Source organism: Vibrio sp. T3Y01, assembly GCF_013114525.1.
Classification (GTDB): domain Bacteria; phylum Pseudomonadota; class Gammaproteobacteria; order Enterobacterales; family Vibrionaceae; genus Vibrio; species Vibrio chagasii_B.
Genome location: NZ_VTXJ01000008.1, coordinates 81,936 through 96,991 on the forward strand (window position 1 = coordinate 81,936; position 15,056 = coordinate 96,991).

The following is a 15,056-nucleotide window of genomic DNA, read 5'->3' on the forward strand; positions in this document are numbered from 1 at the left end:
ACGACAATAAACTCAACCCTAATGGATTCATCAGGGTGGCAGTTAACTGGCCTTAGTTAGCTGGACGCCAAACGCCCCACTTGTCGTTTTCGTAGGTCGCTTCAGGGTTTGTACCGCCCTGAACCCACCATTGTGCTTTCCATGACTGGTTCGAGTAAGTCACGATTTCACCACCAAGGTAAACCTTAGACGAGTCCCATGTGCCATTGTCTGGGTCCGGAGTCGGATCTGGATCAGGCGTTGGATCTGGGTCAGGTGTTACACCACCATCTTCAGCAATCACTTCGAATGTGAAGGTTTCAACACTCTCACTTTCAATAGAGCTAGCAATGAAAGACAATGTTTCGTTCGCTGTGATCGCTGTAGTATCAACCACAATTGAAGCCGTACCATTGTTTTGGATGCTTACAGCAGAACCTTGTGTTTGCGTAAGGTTTGCGGCTTCACTTGTTGCAATCACAACTTTGTCGCCCGCATTCACTACATTGTCACTCTTCACAAGTTCGTAGATGTCCCCTTTCAACGGTTCAACACCGCCATCACCACCGTCAATCAACGTTAACTGACCAGATGCACGGCCATCTTTTGAGTTGAAGAAGTTACGTGAAGGATCATTTTGGAAGTACATATAGTGCTGCATTTCAGCATGCCAGTCGCCGATAAAGACCGCGCCATCTTTAAACTCTTCGTGCCAACCGTTAATCTCTGAAGCAAGCAAGCGAGCCCAATCATTCACGTTGCTTGCATCAATCACGATGTCGAAACTACGCGCTACTTCACCATACTTGTTGATGATGTCGTACTTAACGGTGTCGCCAACTTCTGGCGTTCCAAATTGGTCTGAAACAAACAGATCACCACGCACTAGATCAGGCTCTGGACCCGGCTCTGGTGGAGGAGTTGTACCACCAGTAATAGTGATGTCTGAACAGTTGTAGAAGCCTTCACCTGCTGAATCATTACGTTGCCAGCGCACAAACAGGATTGCATCGCCAGAACGGTCCGAAGGAATGGTTACATTGATGCGGTATTTACCGCCATTTACAGGAACATTGCCCTCTTCTTGGATAAGCTCTAAATCTCCCCACGCTAGGCCTTTGCTTAGGTCTGCATTTGGTTTGGTTAGGTAGAACTCCCAGAATGAAGGGTTGTGTGGTGCTGTCGCGTTGAATACATATTCAAAGGTACCAGTGCTTAGCTCGGTACGAGTCCAGCCTGTATGAGGCGCACCCATACCACGCTTTTGCGAATCATTGGCGTAACATAACGTGCCGTCAGGAATCGCTGCTTTTACAGCATTGATGTTGTTGAAATCCTGGATATTTTTTGCATATTCGTTACGCTGAACAAACGGATATGAACCAGAAATGTCTTTTGCTTGAGCACACGCAGCATTAGGTGGTGTACCCGACCAAATACCACCTTGCTCGTAACACGTGTTCTGACGTGCACTTGGAAACTCAGACCAACCATGAGCATTTGCCACTGACGGCACACTCGATAGCAAAGCCATACCTACTGCAGCTTTAAGAAGATTATGATTTATTGTTGTCACTTTCCCACTCTCTATTATTTTATCCTAAACAATGCCAATGACTGCTAATCAATCAGGATTGTAGTTCAAGGATTTATATTTTTCGTTTAAAGAACAACGAAAAATATATACGTCAATTTTATCAATAACAGCGAGTTTTATATCGATAGGAATCGGAATCACACAACTCAAACAAAAGCGTTGTAGATAGATGATGTTGCTTCTAATTATTGGATCTCAGTATCCTGTCCTGATTGTAGAAACAATATTCAAAGTGAAGAAAAAAGCGGCTTAGCGAGTAAGCCACTTTGAGGTTATCATAGTCAAAAGAGAATTAAATCAGCTAGATGAGTGAGATCTTAGTCCAACTTTTCCCATTGCTGCTCCACCCAATTTGGGTCGGCAGCGACACCTGGTAAGTAAGCTTCATTGTTACATTCTGCCGCCCAAGGGCCGTAACATTGATAGACGCCCTCCCCTTCGAATAGGACGATATCCCCATCGATATAACTACCAAACCCTTCAGGGTAAACATAATCATGTTGTGGCGGCGGAGTGCTCGCTTCAACCAAGTGGAAATTGAGAGTTTGCTGACCGACTAGCTTACCTTCACTGTTTTTAACACTCACCACTAACATATGGTGACCAGCCTCAGATTTGGATAGCGGAAGCGTGACCGATTCAGAGGTTTCATCTTCAACTAGGCCACTCCAATGCGCTAGTGACTCACGGCCATGGTTATAGACAGTAAGCTCAGCTTGAGCGTCACCTTCGGCAATCAATGTAAGATCGAGAACCGTCGCTTCATCGCCAATGATGTATTCAGGCTCTAGCCCTTCAACAGTCAGTGATGTATCTGGTTCAGGTACTTCAACATCGTAGCCTATCTCGACACGCTGGATGCCACTGTCTTTATTGACGTATATAGGGTTAACGCCATAAATTGGATCGAACCCGTTTTCACTCCATACGCCAGACTTAATATCGTCATGCTCTTGGTTAACTTTGGTCGCTAATGCCTTTGACCAGTTCTTTGGTTGTCCGGACTCACTACTCGCAATCTCGACTCGGGTACTCAATGATGTGTTTTCACCTGATCCATCGAATACACGTGTATATACCGCATCACCCTTTTTCAAATTCATAGTCGGAATTATCTGGCCTACTTTTTCCCAACCCGGTAAATGAGAGTCATCGCCATCAAACACAACATCAATTGCGTTATAGAAAGCCTTATCTGTATCGCCAACATCCCAAACCGCCAAAATTACGATTTTAACGAGAACGATAACGGATGAGATAAATATCAAAAGACCTTAATAGCGGCTATTCATACCCATGCGATGTGACATGTCATCATCCATGCGGCCGCCCTTCCAACCACTACCTCCCAGAAGATTCAGAATATCGCGTGCGTTGTAGTCCTCGCCGCCAAAGAAATCGTTAGAGACATCATTTCTCAGCAATTGAATGGTGGGCAGCAATTCAGTATCAAGATCTTGTGGATCAGCAAACAAAGCCAATGCAATGTGTTGTTGACGCTTGCTCAGCTCTTTAGAACTGGTTTCAACTTGTCCGATAGAGAAGAAATCACGACTTCCATAGCTCTTTACCATCTTGGCTGAAAGAAGCTTAATCACTTTTTTAATTCTGCGTCGTTGAATGTATCGAAGCACACCAACTCCTTATGTTAAAACACCTAATGTTTCTGAACGGTTTGTTGACTCAAGATCCACTTACTCAAATATAAGGTATGTTTGATCATCCACTGATACACTTTTCACTTGAGTGTTGAATACAGCCTCAAGTTGCTCTGGAGTCAGCACGTGTGCCGCAGCACCAGAAGCTTGTAAAACGCCTTTGTCGAGCAACAACACCTGGTCAGCGTGTCTTAGGGTACGATTTAAATCGTGGTTTGCCATGATCACCGCAATGCCCTTCTCTGCCACTCGTTCAATGAGCTTGTAGAGTAAGGCTTCTTGAGCAATATCCAATGGCGCAGCAGGCTCATCGAGAATCAACAACTTCGCGTATGGGTTAAGTGTCGGCCAAATTTGCAAACACATGCCCGCCAAGCGAACGCGTTGCCACTCACCACCAGACAAAGCTTGAATAGAGCGATGAAGCTTGTCTGCAATATCGAGCATCTGGGTTATCTCTTCCAAAGCAGCATTGATTTCAATATCAAGTCCTTGTGAAGAACTTGGCAGAGACAACGCAAGGTATTGGAACACTTCTAAATTGAAAGCCGGTCTTGCGCTCTGACACAAATAAGCGCGATGCAGTGACAAGTCTTGAAGCGATAGATCTGATAAGTCTTGTTCATCGAGCTTGATATCGCCCTTGTAACCATCACCGATACCCGAAATGGCCTCAAGTAAGGTACTTTTACCGCTGCCATTGGGACCGATAACGTGAGTCACCTGCCCTTGGTTAAGCTCGAATGATAGCGGTAATAAACGAGCGCCGACGCTCAGGCTCTTAATTTGAATCATGATTTTTAATTAACATCCAAATGAAGATAGGCGCACCGATACTTGTGGTCATCACACCCAAAGGTAATTCTGCAGAATCCAATAAGGTACGCGCGCAAATATCAGCAAACACCAACAATGCAGCACCCGCAACAGCAGACAAAGGAAGCAGGTATTTGTTGTCAGTACCAATCGCTAAACGAAGTAAGTGTGGCACAACCAAGCCCACAAAGCTGATTACGCCGCCTAATGCCACTGCACAGCCGACCAAAATAGACACAGCGAAGATTAAGCGCCAACGTAACTTGGGTACATTCACACCCAGTTGCGCAGCGTGTGTCTCCCCTATCATCATTTTGTCTAGCTTACTGCCTTGTAAACACAACCAAATAATCACAGGGATCATCACTAATGTCAGCGAGTGTTGATACCAAGTCACGCCGCCCAAGCTACCCATTAGCCAGTACATCAACAGACGAAGGCTCATGTCATCACTGAAGTAGAATGCCCATGTCACCATCGCACCAGAAAGAATACCTAGTGCTACCCCCACCAACAGCAGCTTAGTCGTGGTGAGCCGCATTGCTTTTACCATGCTCACCAAAATCACTGTGAAACAGAGTGACCCTAACACCGCAGCGACCATGAAGAGTTCAGGGGTAGGAGCAAACGGCAAGAAGAACAGTACAATCACCATGGCGAGGCTTGCACCACCAGAAATGCCGAGCACACCTGGTTCTGCCAATACGTTGCCTAATAACACTTGTAAGCTTGCGCCAGATACCGCTAGCCCTGCCCCGATGGCAATAGCTGCTAATAATCGAGGTAAGCGTAAATCAATCAGTAGTTTTTGTTCTAATGTGGACAAGGTGCCCAGAGGGGAAATGAAGAGATCGCCAACCATTAGGTAAATAGCACTCAGCGCGATAAGCAGTGATGCCATCAGATAAATGGCTCGCGTCCATTTGCGCTGTTTTTGGTGAAGAAGTTGTTGGAAATCCATATCAAGCTACTTTGAGATTGTTCGCGTAACCTTACCTGTATACCCAAATAAACTCAAGGTTCACACCGTAATGTGAACCTTGATATTTCAACCAGTTGAGCGGTTATTCAACGAACCGTCGTCGCTGCTACAGATTAATCGTAAACCAACTGCCCGTGGTCAAATCGTGTTTCCACTTCACACACCATTAAGGCTGCTCGTTGACCGATAGCAACATTACGGTTTGGGAACACCACTGCTTCGTTTTCATTCTTCGCCATTAATGGTTTATCACCATCATGGCCAAAGACTTCACCGTGCTTGAATGCAGTAAAGTTCTCTACAGAATCTGAGAACATGAAATCGAAATCATCATGTAAACGAACAATGGTGCGGCTCACACGATAAGTAATGGTTCGCTTAGGCAGATGCTCTGGCTCAGCTTCCGCGATTAAGTTACGCATGGCGAGATCAAAAGCCGTTAGTCTATCAAGTTGGTTCTGACCAATTCTCGCGACCTGCCCGAGTTCCATTGTCAGAGCCTGCGCTCCGAAGTTTTCAGCGCTGTACCAGCTGAACGTGCTGGTAGGTGCATTCGACAGCAACACGGCTTCAACGTGAGCACTGTTGATGAAGTCGAATAACTCTTTGCTACGTACTTCGTGGCGAACCTTAGGGCTCACAGCAAATGAATAATGCTTAGATAAACGGATTGCACAGTGCAGATCTAAGTGCCAGCGCGTTTCTGGCTTGGTTTCTTTATAAAACTCTGTCACCAGATACTTTAAGTTCTGGGCGATATCCACTTCTCGATTGCTCTCGTACTGCTTTTCATCAAACAGACGGTTCATATTCACATCAAGAAAACGGGTATGCGCGTTGGTTGCTTCTGGGTGAGCTATGATAAACAAGCATCTAGCGTTCACTGCCTGAAAGCCTGTTTCAATATCCTCAACGAGCTTATCAATCAGCTCCATTGGTGAGGTTTCGTCGCCGTGTACACCGCTTGAAAAGATAATGTTCTTGGTTTCAGAACTGTAATCAGCGGGAATCACTTCCAACACGCCACGTTGATGAAGCTTAATTTGAACACCGTTACTCAGTACGGTCTGTCCTGCAAACACTTCTTGCTCAAGATCTAGGCTGTCAAAAAGAAATGATTGGCGAAAGAGGGTCTTCGTCATGCGTTACTCCTTAATTGCACGGCCGTATGTTAATAAATTGTACATAGAAATTGTGTTGCTAGGATCGCACTTATCAACAGAAACTCCGTTATCACTCACAAATACTACCCATAAATTTTATATTTCCTGCTTATCAACAAACCGAGGCCTGTGCTAAATAACTTTCTCTATTTAAAGCAACTTTTGGTTATATCAAGTTCTTTCAGCAAGATAAGAGCCACGTAAGCTAACACAGCTCTTACCTGCTATGAACAGATTGAGATCAATTAATCTTCCTGATCGAGCAATCTTTCAAATTCATCGATCTGAACTTTGACCATGTCGATGCTTTGTTGCCAGAAATCGGCTTGAGTCAGGTCCATTCCTAAGTGTTTTTGAACCACTTCTTCCGCCATCATGCTACCCGTGTCACGAAGCAATGAGACATAATCATCGTAGAACTGCTCACCTTTCGCGTCACGCTGAGCGTAAACACCTTTACTGAACAGATAACCGAATAGGTATGGATAGTTGTAGAAACTCACTTGAGAGATGCTGAAGTGTAACTTGCTCGCCCAAAAGTAAGGGTCTGCTTCGGTCATTGCATCGCCGTACCACTCTTTCCAAGTGCTTTCCATCAGGTCACACAATTGTTGCGCCGTCAGCTCGCCTTTTTCACGCTGCTCGTAAAATGCTTTTTCGAATTCGAAGCGCACTGGAATGTTGACCATTAAAGCCAATGAAGAAGACAGCTCTTCCCACAGCATTTCAAGTTTCTCGTTTCGTGTTTGGGCTTGCGTTAACAAGTGGTCACGAACGATGTTTTCAGCAAAGATAGAAGCTGTTTCTGCGAGCGTCATTGGGTAGCGAGTCTTACACAACGGCATGTCTTTCATTACCCAGTTATGGAACGCGTGGCCTAGCTCGTGTGCCAATGTCATTAAGTCAGAGCGGCTGCCACTCCAAGTCATGAACACAAGCGGTGTGCGTGTCGCGGCAAACTTAGTGCAGTAAGCACCTAAACGTTTGTTGGCTGCTGGTGCGGCATCAATCCAACCATTCTCAACCATTAAAGCGACAAAATCAGCCATCTCTGGATTTACTTCTGCGAAAGCGGTTTTGATCACTTCGATCGCTTCATCAAATGGGTAAACCTTAGATTCCGCATCACCAAGTGGCGGCATTGCAGCTAAGTGATTCCATGGCTTCATTTCATCTAAGCCGTGAACTCTTGCCATCAACAGACCCGCTTTCTGACCTACTGCGCGATTAGCTTTCGCCACAGACATCATTGTGTCTAGCGTTTCAGGCACAATTCGGCTGCCGTGCAAGCTTGGATCTAAGAAATGCACATCTGCGATTTTCGAGCGCTTTTTGTTTTCAGTCAGACGCCAACCTGCAAGCGCATTTAGGATCGAAGCAAATGACTCTTGGTGAGTCTTCATTGCACCTTGAACCGCGCGCCATGCTGGCTCTTGTTTGTCGAATTCGCTACCGTATAACAAGCTCGCCGCTTGCGAGAAGCCAAGTGCTTCTTCTTCACCATCAAGTTTCAAAGACAGTTTCAAAGAGCCGGTAAGGTTATCGTATAAACGACCCCATGCATCACGGCCATCGACTTTCATGGCTGCTAAAAGCTGTTCTTCAGCCACACTGAGACGGCTGCTTGATAGCTTACGTGAGCTTTCAATCGCAAAGCGTTGGCCTGCAACATCTGCACTCTCGTGTTCTAAAACGGCATCAATAAACTCTGGTTCTGCGTGAATCAGCGTATCTTCATAAGGGCTAAACGCTTGTGACATTTCAGAGTTCAGCTTTGCTACACGGCCAAGCAGCGCTTTGGCTTCTGTATGAGTCGCATCCACTGAAGCGTGACAGTTAGCAAAGGTGTTAATTGTGCTTAGTAGCGTGCCTGCTGCTTCTGAGGTCTGGATTGCGTTTTGCATTGCCAGAATGATGTGACGCTTTTCAACATGCAGGTACAAGAGTTCGATACACTGTTGAATGAGTTCAATATCCTGTTCAATTTTTGCATCATCAAGATCGCGATAAGCAATGCTTAGATCCCAACTCGGTGTTGTCATGACTAAATTCCTTTCACGTAGGTAGTAATACCAATCTGGTATAGCGACTGTTAACGCCACTTTATACTTCTAATTACTTTTAATACTTCTAAGATTGTTAATTCTTAAACTGTGTTTTTGGACACTCAGAGAACAGGCAGGCCTATCGCTTTGACGCTGATAAAGCTCTGCGCAAACTGAGTGACTTGAATATGGGTTATCGAGGCATTCTCAATCAATAGCTTCGAGTACAAGCTCGGATTTTTCCAATCAATATCAAGGCAATGCGCCAATAGCATTCGAATTACGCCACCATGAGTAACCATCAATAGATTGTCACTTGAGTTATTCAAAAGTTGCGACCAAGCTTGAGTTACTCTGTCGTGGAAGCTCTGTAAACTTTCCGCTCCAGTCAGTTGATGATTTGCCGGGTCTTGCCAAAAGGTGTCTAGCATCGCCCACTTATCTTCAAGCTCATCAAACGCGATGCCGTCCACCTCACCAAAGTTCATTTCTTGAAATTCTGGTGCAATCGACAAAGGCACCGACATGCGCTCTGCATATAAATTTGCTAGGTCGCTGCAGCGCCTTAATGGCGAGGTAATAACACCATCAAGAGCCACACCGTGTTGCACCAAGGCTTCACATATTTGCTGTTGAAGCTCAGGGTTAACCAGCACGTCAGATACACCGTTTAGTGCAGCTTTTCCTTCAACCTTGCCGTGTCTTAGCAAATAGATATTTTTGGTTGTTCCATTGACCATGTATGAGACCTAGCCTTGAGCATCAAACGAATGATTTGAGGGTTTTAAATTCAACGGTAATCCTGCGGCGATCAACGTGACTCGTTCGACAACGCTTGCGAGCGCTTGGTTCATTCGCCCAGCATTGTCTACAAATAAGCGCGACACTTTACCCAGAGGAACAACACCTAAACCCACTTCGTTAGAGACCATGATAATTTGCGCTTGGCTTTGCTCGACGCTTTTGACCAATACTTCAACCACGGCTTCAACCTGTTCATTGGTTGCGTCGTCACCCAGTTCAAAGATGATGTTGTTCAACCACAATGTTAGGCAGTCAATCAGCACCACATCTTCTTTCTCAAAAGACTGCAATTTTTCGGCTAATTCGACGGGTACTTCATGCTCAATCCACTCTTCACCACGACGATCTTTGTGATGAGCGATTCGCTCGCGCATTTCATCGTCTAAATAGGTAGCTGTCGCTATGTAATGTAGACGCCCATTTGAACATGCTTCAATTGCACATAATGCTTGTTGTTCTGCAAAACTCGACTTACCTGAGCGCGCACCACCTAAAACAAGATGGCGATAACTCTGGTACGCTTGATTATTGGTTGTCATGTGTTGCCTCTAAAATCCTGAATGAGTTACATAAAGCCGTTATAAAACGCAGCGGTAAACACAACGTAAATCAGCAGTTCCATCAACTGTTGAGCCGCGCCCAAACAGTCACCAGTAAAGCCGCCAATTCGAGCCGTTAACCACTTTTTGAAGCCCACTCTAAACAGGTAAGCAATCACAGCTAAAACACACGTAAACGCTAACCCAAACCACAAGCTTGGCAACAGGCCAACCAACATAAGGAAGACAAGCTCCCCCTTGGTTTGTTTGTTGGCTAAAGGCTTACTCTTGCTCGTATCCAAGTCGCTAACATAAGGCATGTCATAAATAAGGGAGGCCGCAATCGCTCGGCTAAAGGTGTAGCTCGTCACGATGACCATAAACAATCCAGTCATACTCACGAGTTCATTGAGCAGAACCCACTTACCAAGCAAAGCCATGATCAGCGCAGACGCACCGTATGTACCGATGCGGCTGTCTTTCATGATGGTCAAACGACGTTCCAATGTCATACCACCACCGATGCCATCCGCCATGTCGGTCAAACCATCCTCATGGAAAGCGCCAGTGAGCATTAAGCTAAAACTCATCATCAAAAAGATGGCAATCGAGCTTGGTAACACAGTATCAAGCAACAGAAACAAACCGCCGCACAAGACACCCAGCAACAAACCAACTGTTGAAAAGTAGCGACCAGAACGGTTCATACGCTCTTCTGAATAAGGCGTATTCTTCGGCATCGGCAAGCGAGAAAAAAAGCCCATTGCCAACGAAAACAGCTCCCACTGATAAGCTGCGCGATCTTTCCAAGATCTGTCCGGAAAATCACTCATTAAACTGTGACTCCAGCGCTCTCGAAGCTCGCCATGCTGTTATAGAACTCCGCTGCCGCTCGGATGATTGGCATAGCCAAAGCTGCGCCCGTGCCCTCGCCTAATCTCAAGCCAAGGTCAAGCAACGGTTCCGCGTCTAGAAGTTCTAGTAGGATTTTGTGCCCTGACTCTTCAGAGCGATGCGCAAAGATCATGTAATCGCGACAGTTCGGCTCAATCAAGGTCGCAACATACGCCGCAACTGACACAATAAAACCATCGACCAATACTGGTGTTCTGTTGTGGTATGCACCAAGGAAGGCACCCACCATTTGCACTATTTCGTAACCACCAACTTGAGCTAGAATCGATTTAGGATCGAGTCCTTTGCAGCGTGCAACACCTTGTTCAACCGAAGCCACTTTATGAGCTAGTTGTTCGTTATTGATGCCTGTACCTAAACCAACACACTCTGCCGCAGTTCGCTTTGCTAGTGCGCTTAAAATCGCTGACGCGCTGCTGGTATTGCCGATACCCATCTCACCAAACATGATGATATTGGTGCCATTCGAAATGGTTCTAGATACAAGATCTCCACCCAATTCAATCCCACGTTCTACCGTTTCTAAACTCATCGCGGCTTCATTGGCAAAGTTATTGGTTCGTGTACCCAAACGCTGGGAGATCAGCATTGGGTTATCAGATTCGATTGGTAACAATATTCCTGTGTCGACCACCGTAATATCGATGTGGTTCACAGCACAAAAACAGTTAATCGCTGCGCCGCCGTTTAAGAAGTTCAATACCATCTGTTGCGTGACGGCACTCGGGGCAATACTTACGCCTTCATCAGCAACACCATGATCACCTGCAAAAATGATGATGCGCGGTTTATTTAATTCAATATGTTCAACCGCAGCTTCTTTTCCTTGGCTTTGAATCAGAGCCAGTTGATGAGCAACCTTTTCCAGTAAACCAAGCGCGCCTAACGGCTTAGTTTTTTGGTCAATGCGATGTTGGATGTACTGCGAGTATTTTGTATCTAACATAAAATTATGTGGCACTTAGATTGAGGAACGGGGTTTAACGATCTTATTCGCTAAAGCTAAATAGTTAACGCTTACTTAGGACGAGCCACCGAGAACACATTGGATAGCGTGGCGTATTCGCCTCCACCTAGTCGAGATAAAGGATCCAGTGCGAGCGCATCAATCTTCAAGCGTTCGCTCTCTTTATCGATCACACCTTCAGAGATATACACCTGTTCAACTTGAGCAAAGATAAGGCTTTGCGGTACTTCACCGACTTCTTTAACTTCATACAAGGTGCAGCCAAAAGCCACAGCGCACTCCTTCACTCTAGGTAAAGAAAAACCTTCAAACTCAACCAACTCGATATTATTCGCGGTGACTTCAGAGTCACCATGATCGAGAGTGGCTGCTGTCGCTGTCATCACCTCGGCAGAACTGGCTGACGCGATGTGAATAACCAACTGACCCGTTTCAAGGGCATTACGAGTGGTGTCTTTGATTTCGCCCGATGGCTTCTTCCCGACCGATAGCATCAGTAGCGGCGGGTTACTTGAAACAGGCGTGAAATAAGAGAAAGGCGCTAAATTGTATTCTTGGGCAGCAGATTCCGTTAATGCCCACGCGATAGGACGAGGCACAACGGTTTGCGTCATCAGGTGGTAAATCTGAGTAGGAGCGAGAGTATCAAGCTTGAGGTTCATAGCACATCCTTGGTCTATGTGAATTACGACCCAGTTTACGTGTTAAGCAAAGCTGTATCTATGCCTAAGTAACAGAAACCGCAGAGAGTGTTCTTAATTTAAGCAATTCAAAACCACTTTTTCTCAAATTGAGAATCAAAAAGACTAACAGATTGTGCTTCGTTTGCCATCACAACGAAAAATCAATAACTTACGTTTTGGCACCCTTTATGCTTTATGTAATGTACTTGTTAATCTCTCCATTGATAAGTACCCATACAGTGAACACCCACGCTGTTAGCTACAAAATGCAACACCAAGCAACACAACCGGTTGAAAAAAGTAAAGCTCAGAAAAATGATTTAGGAGGTGCGATGATTCCAAACTCAAGCAAAAGAAAACCAAATAAATCAGGTAAGAAAGCAAGCAAAAAGGTAAGGAAAATCCCACTGTCCTTCACCTGAATTTTGCGAAGAAAGTAACAAGCCCGTCGCCCAACGGGCTTTGTTATTTTTGGGCGGCACCAATACCGGTTCCAGCTCCTTGCTATAGATAATACATCACTAACAACCACCGCATTAACCCCTCATTTATCAAACTTTAATTCGCTTAAAATTCGCACACTGTTTATATTAAACAAGCACTTGTAAATGGATTAAGGATAGTTATGAGTATTTCTGGAGATAAGACATCAATCATAGTGGCTGGTGCTACCGGACTGATTGGTCATCATGTGATGAACCTGCTCATCAACGAGCCTGCGATACAGCACATTTACGCTTTGTCCCGAAGGGCACTCGATTCACAGTTCCACTCAGAAAAACTCCACACGCTGATTCATAGTGATCTGCAAGTCACCAGTTGGGACGATACCAAAACTACACCCAACCTTGGGATCATCTGCTTAGGCACCACCAAGAAAAAGGCTGGTTCGAAAGAAGCATTGCGTAAAGTCGATGTAGAGTTGGTTAGCCACGTAGCTCAGTCGATGAAGTTTCTTGGAGTTCAACGCCTTGCGGTTGTGTCCAGTTATGGCGCGTCCGCTGATTCCTATTCGCACTACCTCAAGTGTAAAGGGCAAATGGAGCAGAACTTAAAGCGTATCGGCTTCAAGCAACTGTTCATTGCACGCCCTGGGCCATTGGTTGGCGAGCGAGAAGAACCAAGAGCCGATGAAAAGCTGCTACAAAGCGTGTTTCCTCTTCTGTCACCATTTATGTTTGGCAAGTTCAAAAACTTACGCCCTATCCAATCAAAAGATGTCGCTCAGGCCATGTTGTTCCGATTGTTCGAAAATAATTTCCAAAATATCGAAATTTACTCATCCAATGACATGCTCAATTTATTGGCAAAATATCGCTAAAAAGCTCATCTATTCACCATAATGTTGTATATCCACTCATACCATTCAGTGGATATTACCTATCGTTCTATTTAATTACTTTTCCTTATTTTACGTCTTGTTACAGGTCGCTACTGTAGCTAACAGTATTTGCGCCCATATATCTAAGCGCCCTATCGATTCAAAGAAATTCATAAGGAAAACAAATGTCACTTTCAGCTATCGCTGCCTTAGCGGTATTCACTGGTATCCTCTTCTTTCTCTACGGACAGCAGAAAAAAGAACACACGTTATCGCGCTTAGTTCTATTAGGTTTAGTTTTTGGTAGTGCTTTCGGCCTTGGTCTTCAGCTGTTATTTGGTGAAGGCAACCCTGTTATTAACGAAACGCTAGACTGGGTAAACATTGTTGGCCGTGGTTACGTAGGCCTACTGAAAATGGTGATCATGCCATTAGTCTTGGTTTCAATGATTGCTGCGGTAGTGAAGCTTGAAAAAGGCGGTTCACTGGGCAAGATTTCTGGCATCACAATTTCTGTCCTACTAGCAACAACCGCGATTTCTGCGATTGTTGGTATTTTTGTTACGCAAGCATTCGGCTTATCTGCTGAAGGCTTGACAGAAGGCGCTCGCGAAACAGCACGTATCGCAACACTAGAAAGCCGCATTGGCAGCGTTTCAGACCTAACAATTCCACAGATGCTGATTAGCTTTATTCCGACGAACCCATTTGCAGACCTAACGGGCGCTCGCTCTACGTCTATCATCGCGGTTGTTATCTTTGGTGTGCTAACGGGTATTGCTGCACGTAAAGTAATGGCAGAGAAAGAAGAGCTAGAATCACCAATTCGTACGTTCGTTGAAGCGGCTCAATCTATCGTGATGCGCTTAGTTAAGATGATCATGGCACTAACGCCATACGGCATCGCAGCGTTAATGGCGAAAGTAGTAGCAACATCAAGTGCTTCTGACATCTTAAGCCTTTTAGGTTTCATCGTAGCGTCTTACGTTGCAATTCTACTGATGTTCGTTGTTCACGGTGTGCTAGTTTCTTTTGTTGGTGTAAACCCGAAAGAGTACTTCCAAAAAATCTGGCCTGTTCTGACGTTCGCTTTCACTTCGCGTAGTTCTGCAGCAACGATTCCACTGAACGTTGAAGCTCAAATCACGAAGCTAAACGTGCCACCAGCAATTGCTAACCTATCAGCATCCTTCGGCGCAACAATTGGTCAAAACGGCTGTGCGGGTATCTACCCTGCAATGCTAGCAGTAATGGTTGCGCCTACAGTTGGCATCGATCCAATGGACATCAACTTCATTCTGTCTCTGATTGCAATCATCACGGTGAGCTCTTTCGGTATCGCTGGTGTGGGTGGCGGTGCAACGTTCGCAGCACTTATCGTACTTCCAGCTATGGGCCTTCCTGTAACGATTGCAGCACTGCTTATCTCTATCGAGCCACTTATCGATATGGCTCGTACAGCGCTTAACGTATCTGGTGCGATGACAGCCGGTACGATTACAAGTCGCCTATTAGGTAAGAAAGACAAGCAACAAGATCTGGAACAGGCGAACGCTTAATTCTGAATCAAACAGCTCGATCAACAAA

Annotated in this window: 15 protein-coding genes; 3 read left to right on the forward strand and 12 right to left on the reverse strand. The window is 45.3% G+C overall.

Annotation, left to right across the window (positions count from 1 at the left end; all coding sequences use genetic code 11):
- Positions 1-52 precede the first annotated feature (52 nt).
- From F0232_RS10850 to F0232_RS10905, 12 genes are all read right to left on the reverse strand, one after another.
- Positions 53-1,513: a lytic polysaccharide monooxygenase gene (locus tag F0232_RS10850; RefSeq protein ID WP_105057020.1), complete on the reverse strand. Its 1,461-nt coding sequence runs from the start codon at positions 1,511-1,513 to the stop codon at positions 53-55.
- A gap of 380 nt (positions 1,514-1,893) precedes the next feature.
- On the reverse strand, positions 1,894-2,844 hold the full coding sequence (locus tag F0232_RS10855) for a hypothetical protein (protein ID WP_253821946.1): 951 nt from the start codon (positions 2,842-2,844) through the stop codon (positions 1,894-1,896).
- Positions 2,845-2,850: 6 nt separating this feature from the next.
- Positions 2,851-3,210: a DUF6559 family protein gene (locus F0232_RS10860; protein WP_105057019.1), complete on the reverse strand. Its 360-nt coding sequence runs from the start codon at positions 3,208-3,210 to the stop codon at positions 2,851-2,853.
- A gap of 60 nt (positions 3,211-3,270) precedes the next feature.
- On the reverse strand, positions 3,271-4,029 hold the full coding sequence (gene btuD / locus F0232_RS10865; RefSeq protein ID WP_061031479.1) for a vitamin B12 ABC transporter ATP-binding protein BtuD: 759 nt from the start codon (positions 4,027-4,029) through the stop codon (positions 3,271-3,273).
- Positions 4,016-5,011, reverse strand: a complete 996-nt coding sequence (gene btuC, locus F0232_RS10870) for a vitamin B12 ABC transporter permease BtuC (protein WP_105057018.1) — start codon at positions 5,009-5,011, stop codon at positions 4,016-4,018. Before btuC ends, btuD begins: the two co-directional genes overlap by 14 nt.
- A 134-nt stretch (positions 5,012-5,145) precedes the next feature.
- Positions 5,146-6,174 carry a succinylglutamate desuccinylase gene (locus F0232_RS10875; RefSeq protein ID WP_105057017.1) on the reverse strand — a complete coding sequence of 343 codons (1,029 nt, stop codon included), beginning with the start codon at positions 6,172-6,174 and terminating at the stop codon, positions 5,146-5,148.
- 266 nt (positions 6,175-6,440) lie between these two features.
- Entirely contained in the window at positions 6,441-8,237 is a 1,797-nt protein-coding gene (locus F0232_RS10880; protein WP_105057016.1) for a M3 family oligoendopeptidase, read from the reverse strand.
- Positions 8,238-8,362: 125 nt separating this feature from the next.
- Positions 8,363-8,980: an alpha-ribazole phosphatase family protein gene (gene cobC, locus F0232_RS10885; RefSeq protein ID WP_105057015.1), complete on the reverse strand. Its 618-nt coding sequence runs from the start codon at positions 8,978-8,980 to the stop codon at positions 8,363-8,365.
- A 9-nt stretch (positions 8,981-8,989) separates the two neighbouring features.
- A complete protein-coding gene (cobU, locus tag F0232_RS10890) occupies positions 8,990-9,583 on the reverse strand; it encodes a bifunctional adenosylcobinamide kinase/adenosylcobinamide-phosphate guanylyltransferase (RefSeq protein ID WP_105057014.1) in 594 nt (197 codons plus the stop codon).
- Positions 9,584-9,609: 26 nt separating this feature from the next.
- Positions 9,610-10,416 carry an adenosylcobinamide-GDP ribazoletransferase gene (locus F0232_RS10895; RefSeq protein ID WP_171750773.1) on the reverse strand — a complete coding sequence of 269 codons (807 nt, stop codon included), beginning with the start codon at positions 10,414-10,416 and terminating at the stop codon, positions 9,610-9,612.
- Positions 10,416-11,444 (reverse strand): nicotinate-nucleotide--dimethylbenzimidazole phosphoribosyltransferase, encoded by a 1,029-nt coding sequence (cobT, locus tag F0232_RS10900; protein WP_171750774.1) that lies wholly within the window; start codon positions 11,442-11,444, stop codon positions 10,416-10,418. Before cobT ends, F0232_RS10895 begins: the two co-directional genes overlap by 1 nt.
- 71 nt (positions 11,445-11,515) lie before the next feature.
- A complete protein-coding gene (locus tag F0232_RS10905; protein WP_171750775.1) occupies positions 11,516-12,127 on the reverse strand; it encodes a flavin reductase family protein in 612 nt (203 codons plus the stop codon).
- A gap of 287 nt (positions 12,128-12,414) precedes the next feature.
- Here F0232_RS10905 and F0232_RS10910 point away from each other — a divergent pair, with 287 nt between their 5' ends.
- From F0232_RS10910 to F0232_RS10920, 3 genes are all read left to right on the forward strand, one after another.
- Positions 12,415-12,570 (forward strand): hypothetical protein, encoded by a 156-nt coding sequence (locus F0232_RS10910; RefSeq protein WP_155647289.1) that lies wholly within the window; start codon positions 12,415-12,417, stop codon positions 12,568-12,570.
- A 203-nt stretch (positions 12,571-12,773) separates the two neighbouring features.
- A complete protein-coding gene (locus F0232_RS10915; RefSeq protein ID WP_061031490.1) occupies positions 12,774-13,469 on the forward strand; it encodes an NAD-dependent epimerase/dehydratase family protein in 696 nt (231 codons plus the stop codon).
- 185 nt (positions 13,470-13,654) lie between these two features.
- Entirely contained in the window at positions 13,655-15,028 is a 1,374-nt protein-coding gene (locus tag F0232_RS10920; RefSeq protein WP_171750776.1) for an L-cystine transporter, read from the forward strand.
- Positions 15,029-15,056 lie beyond the last annotated feature (28 nt).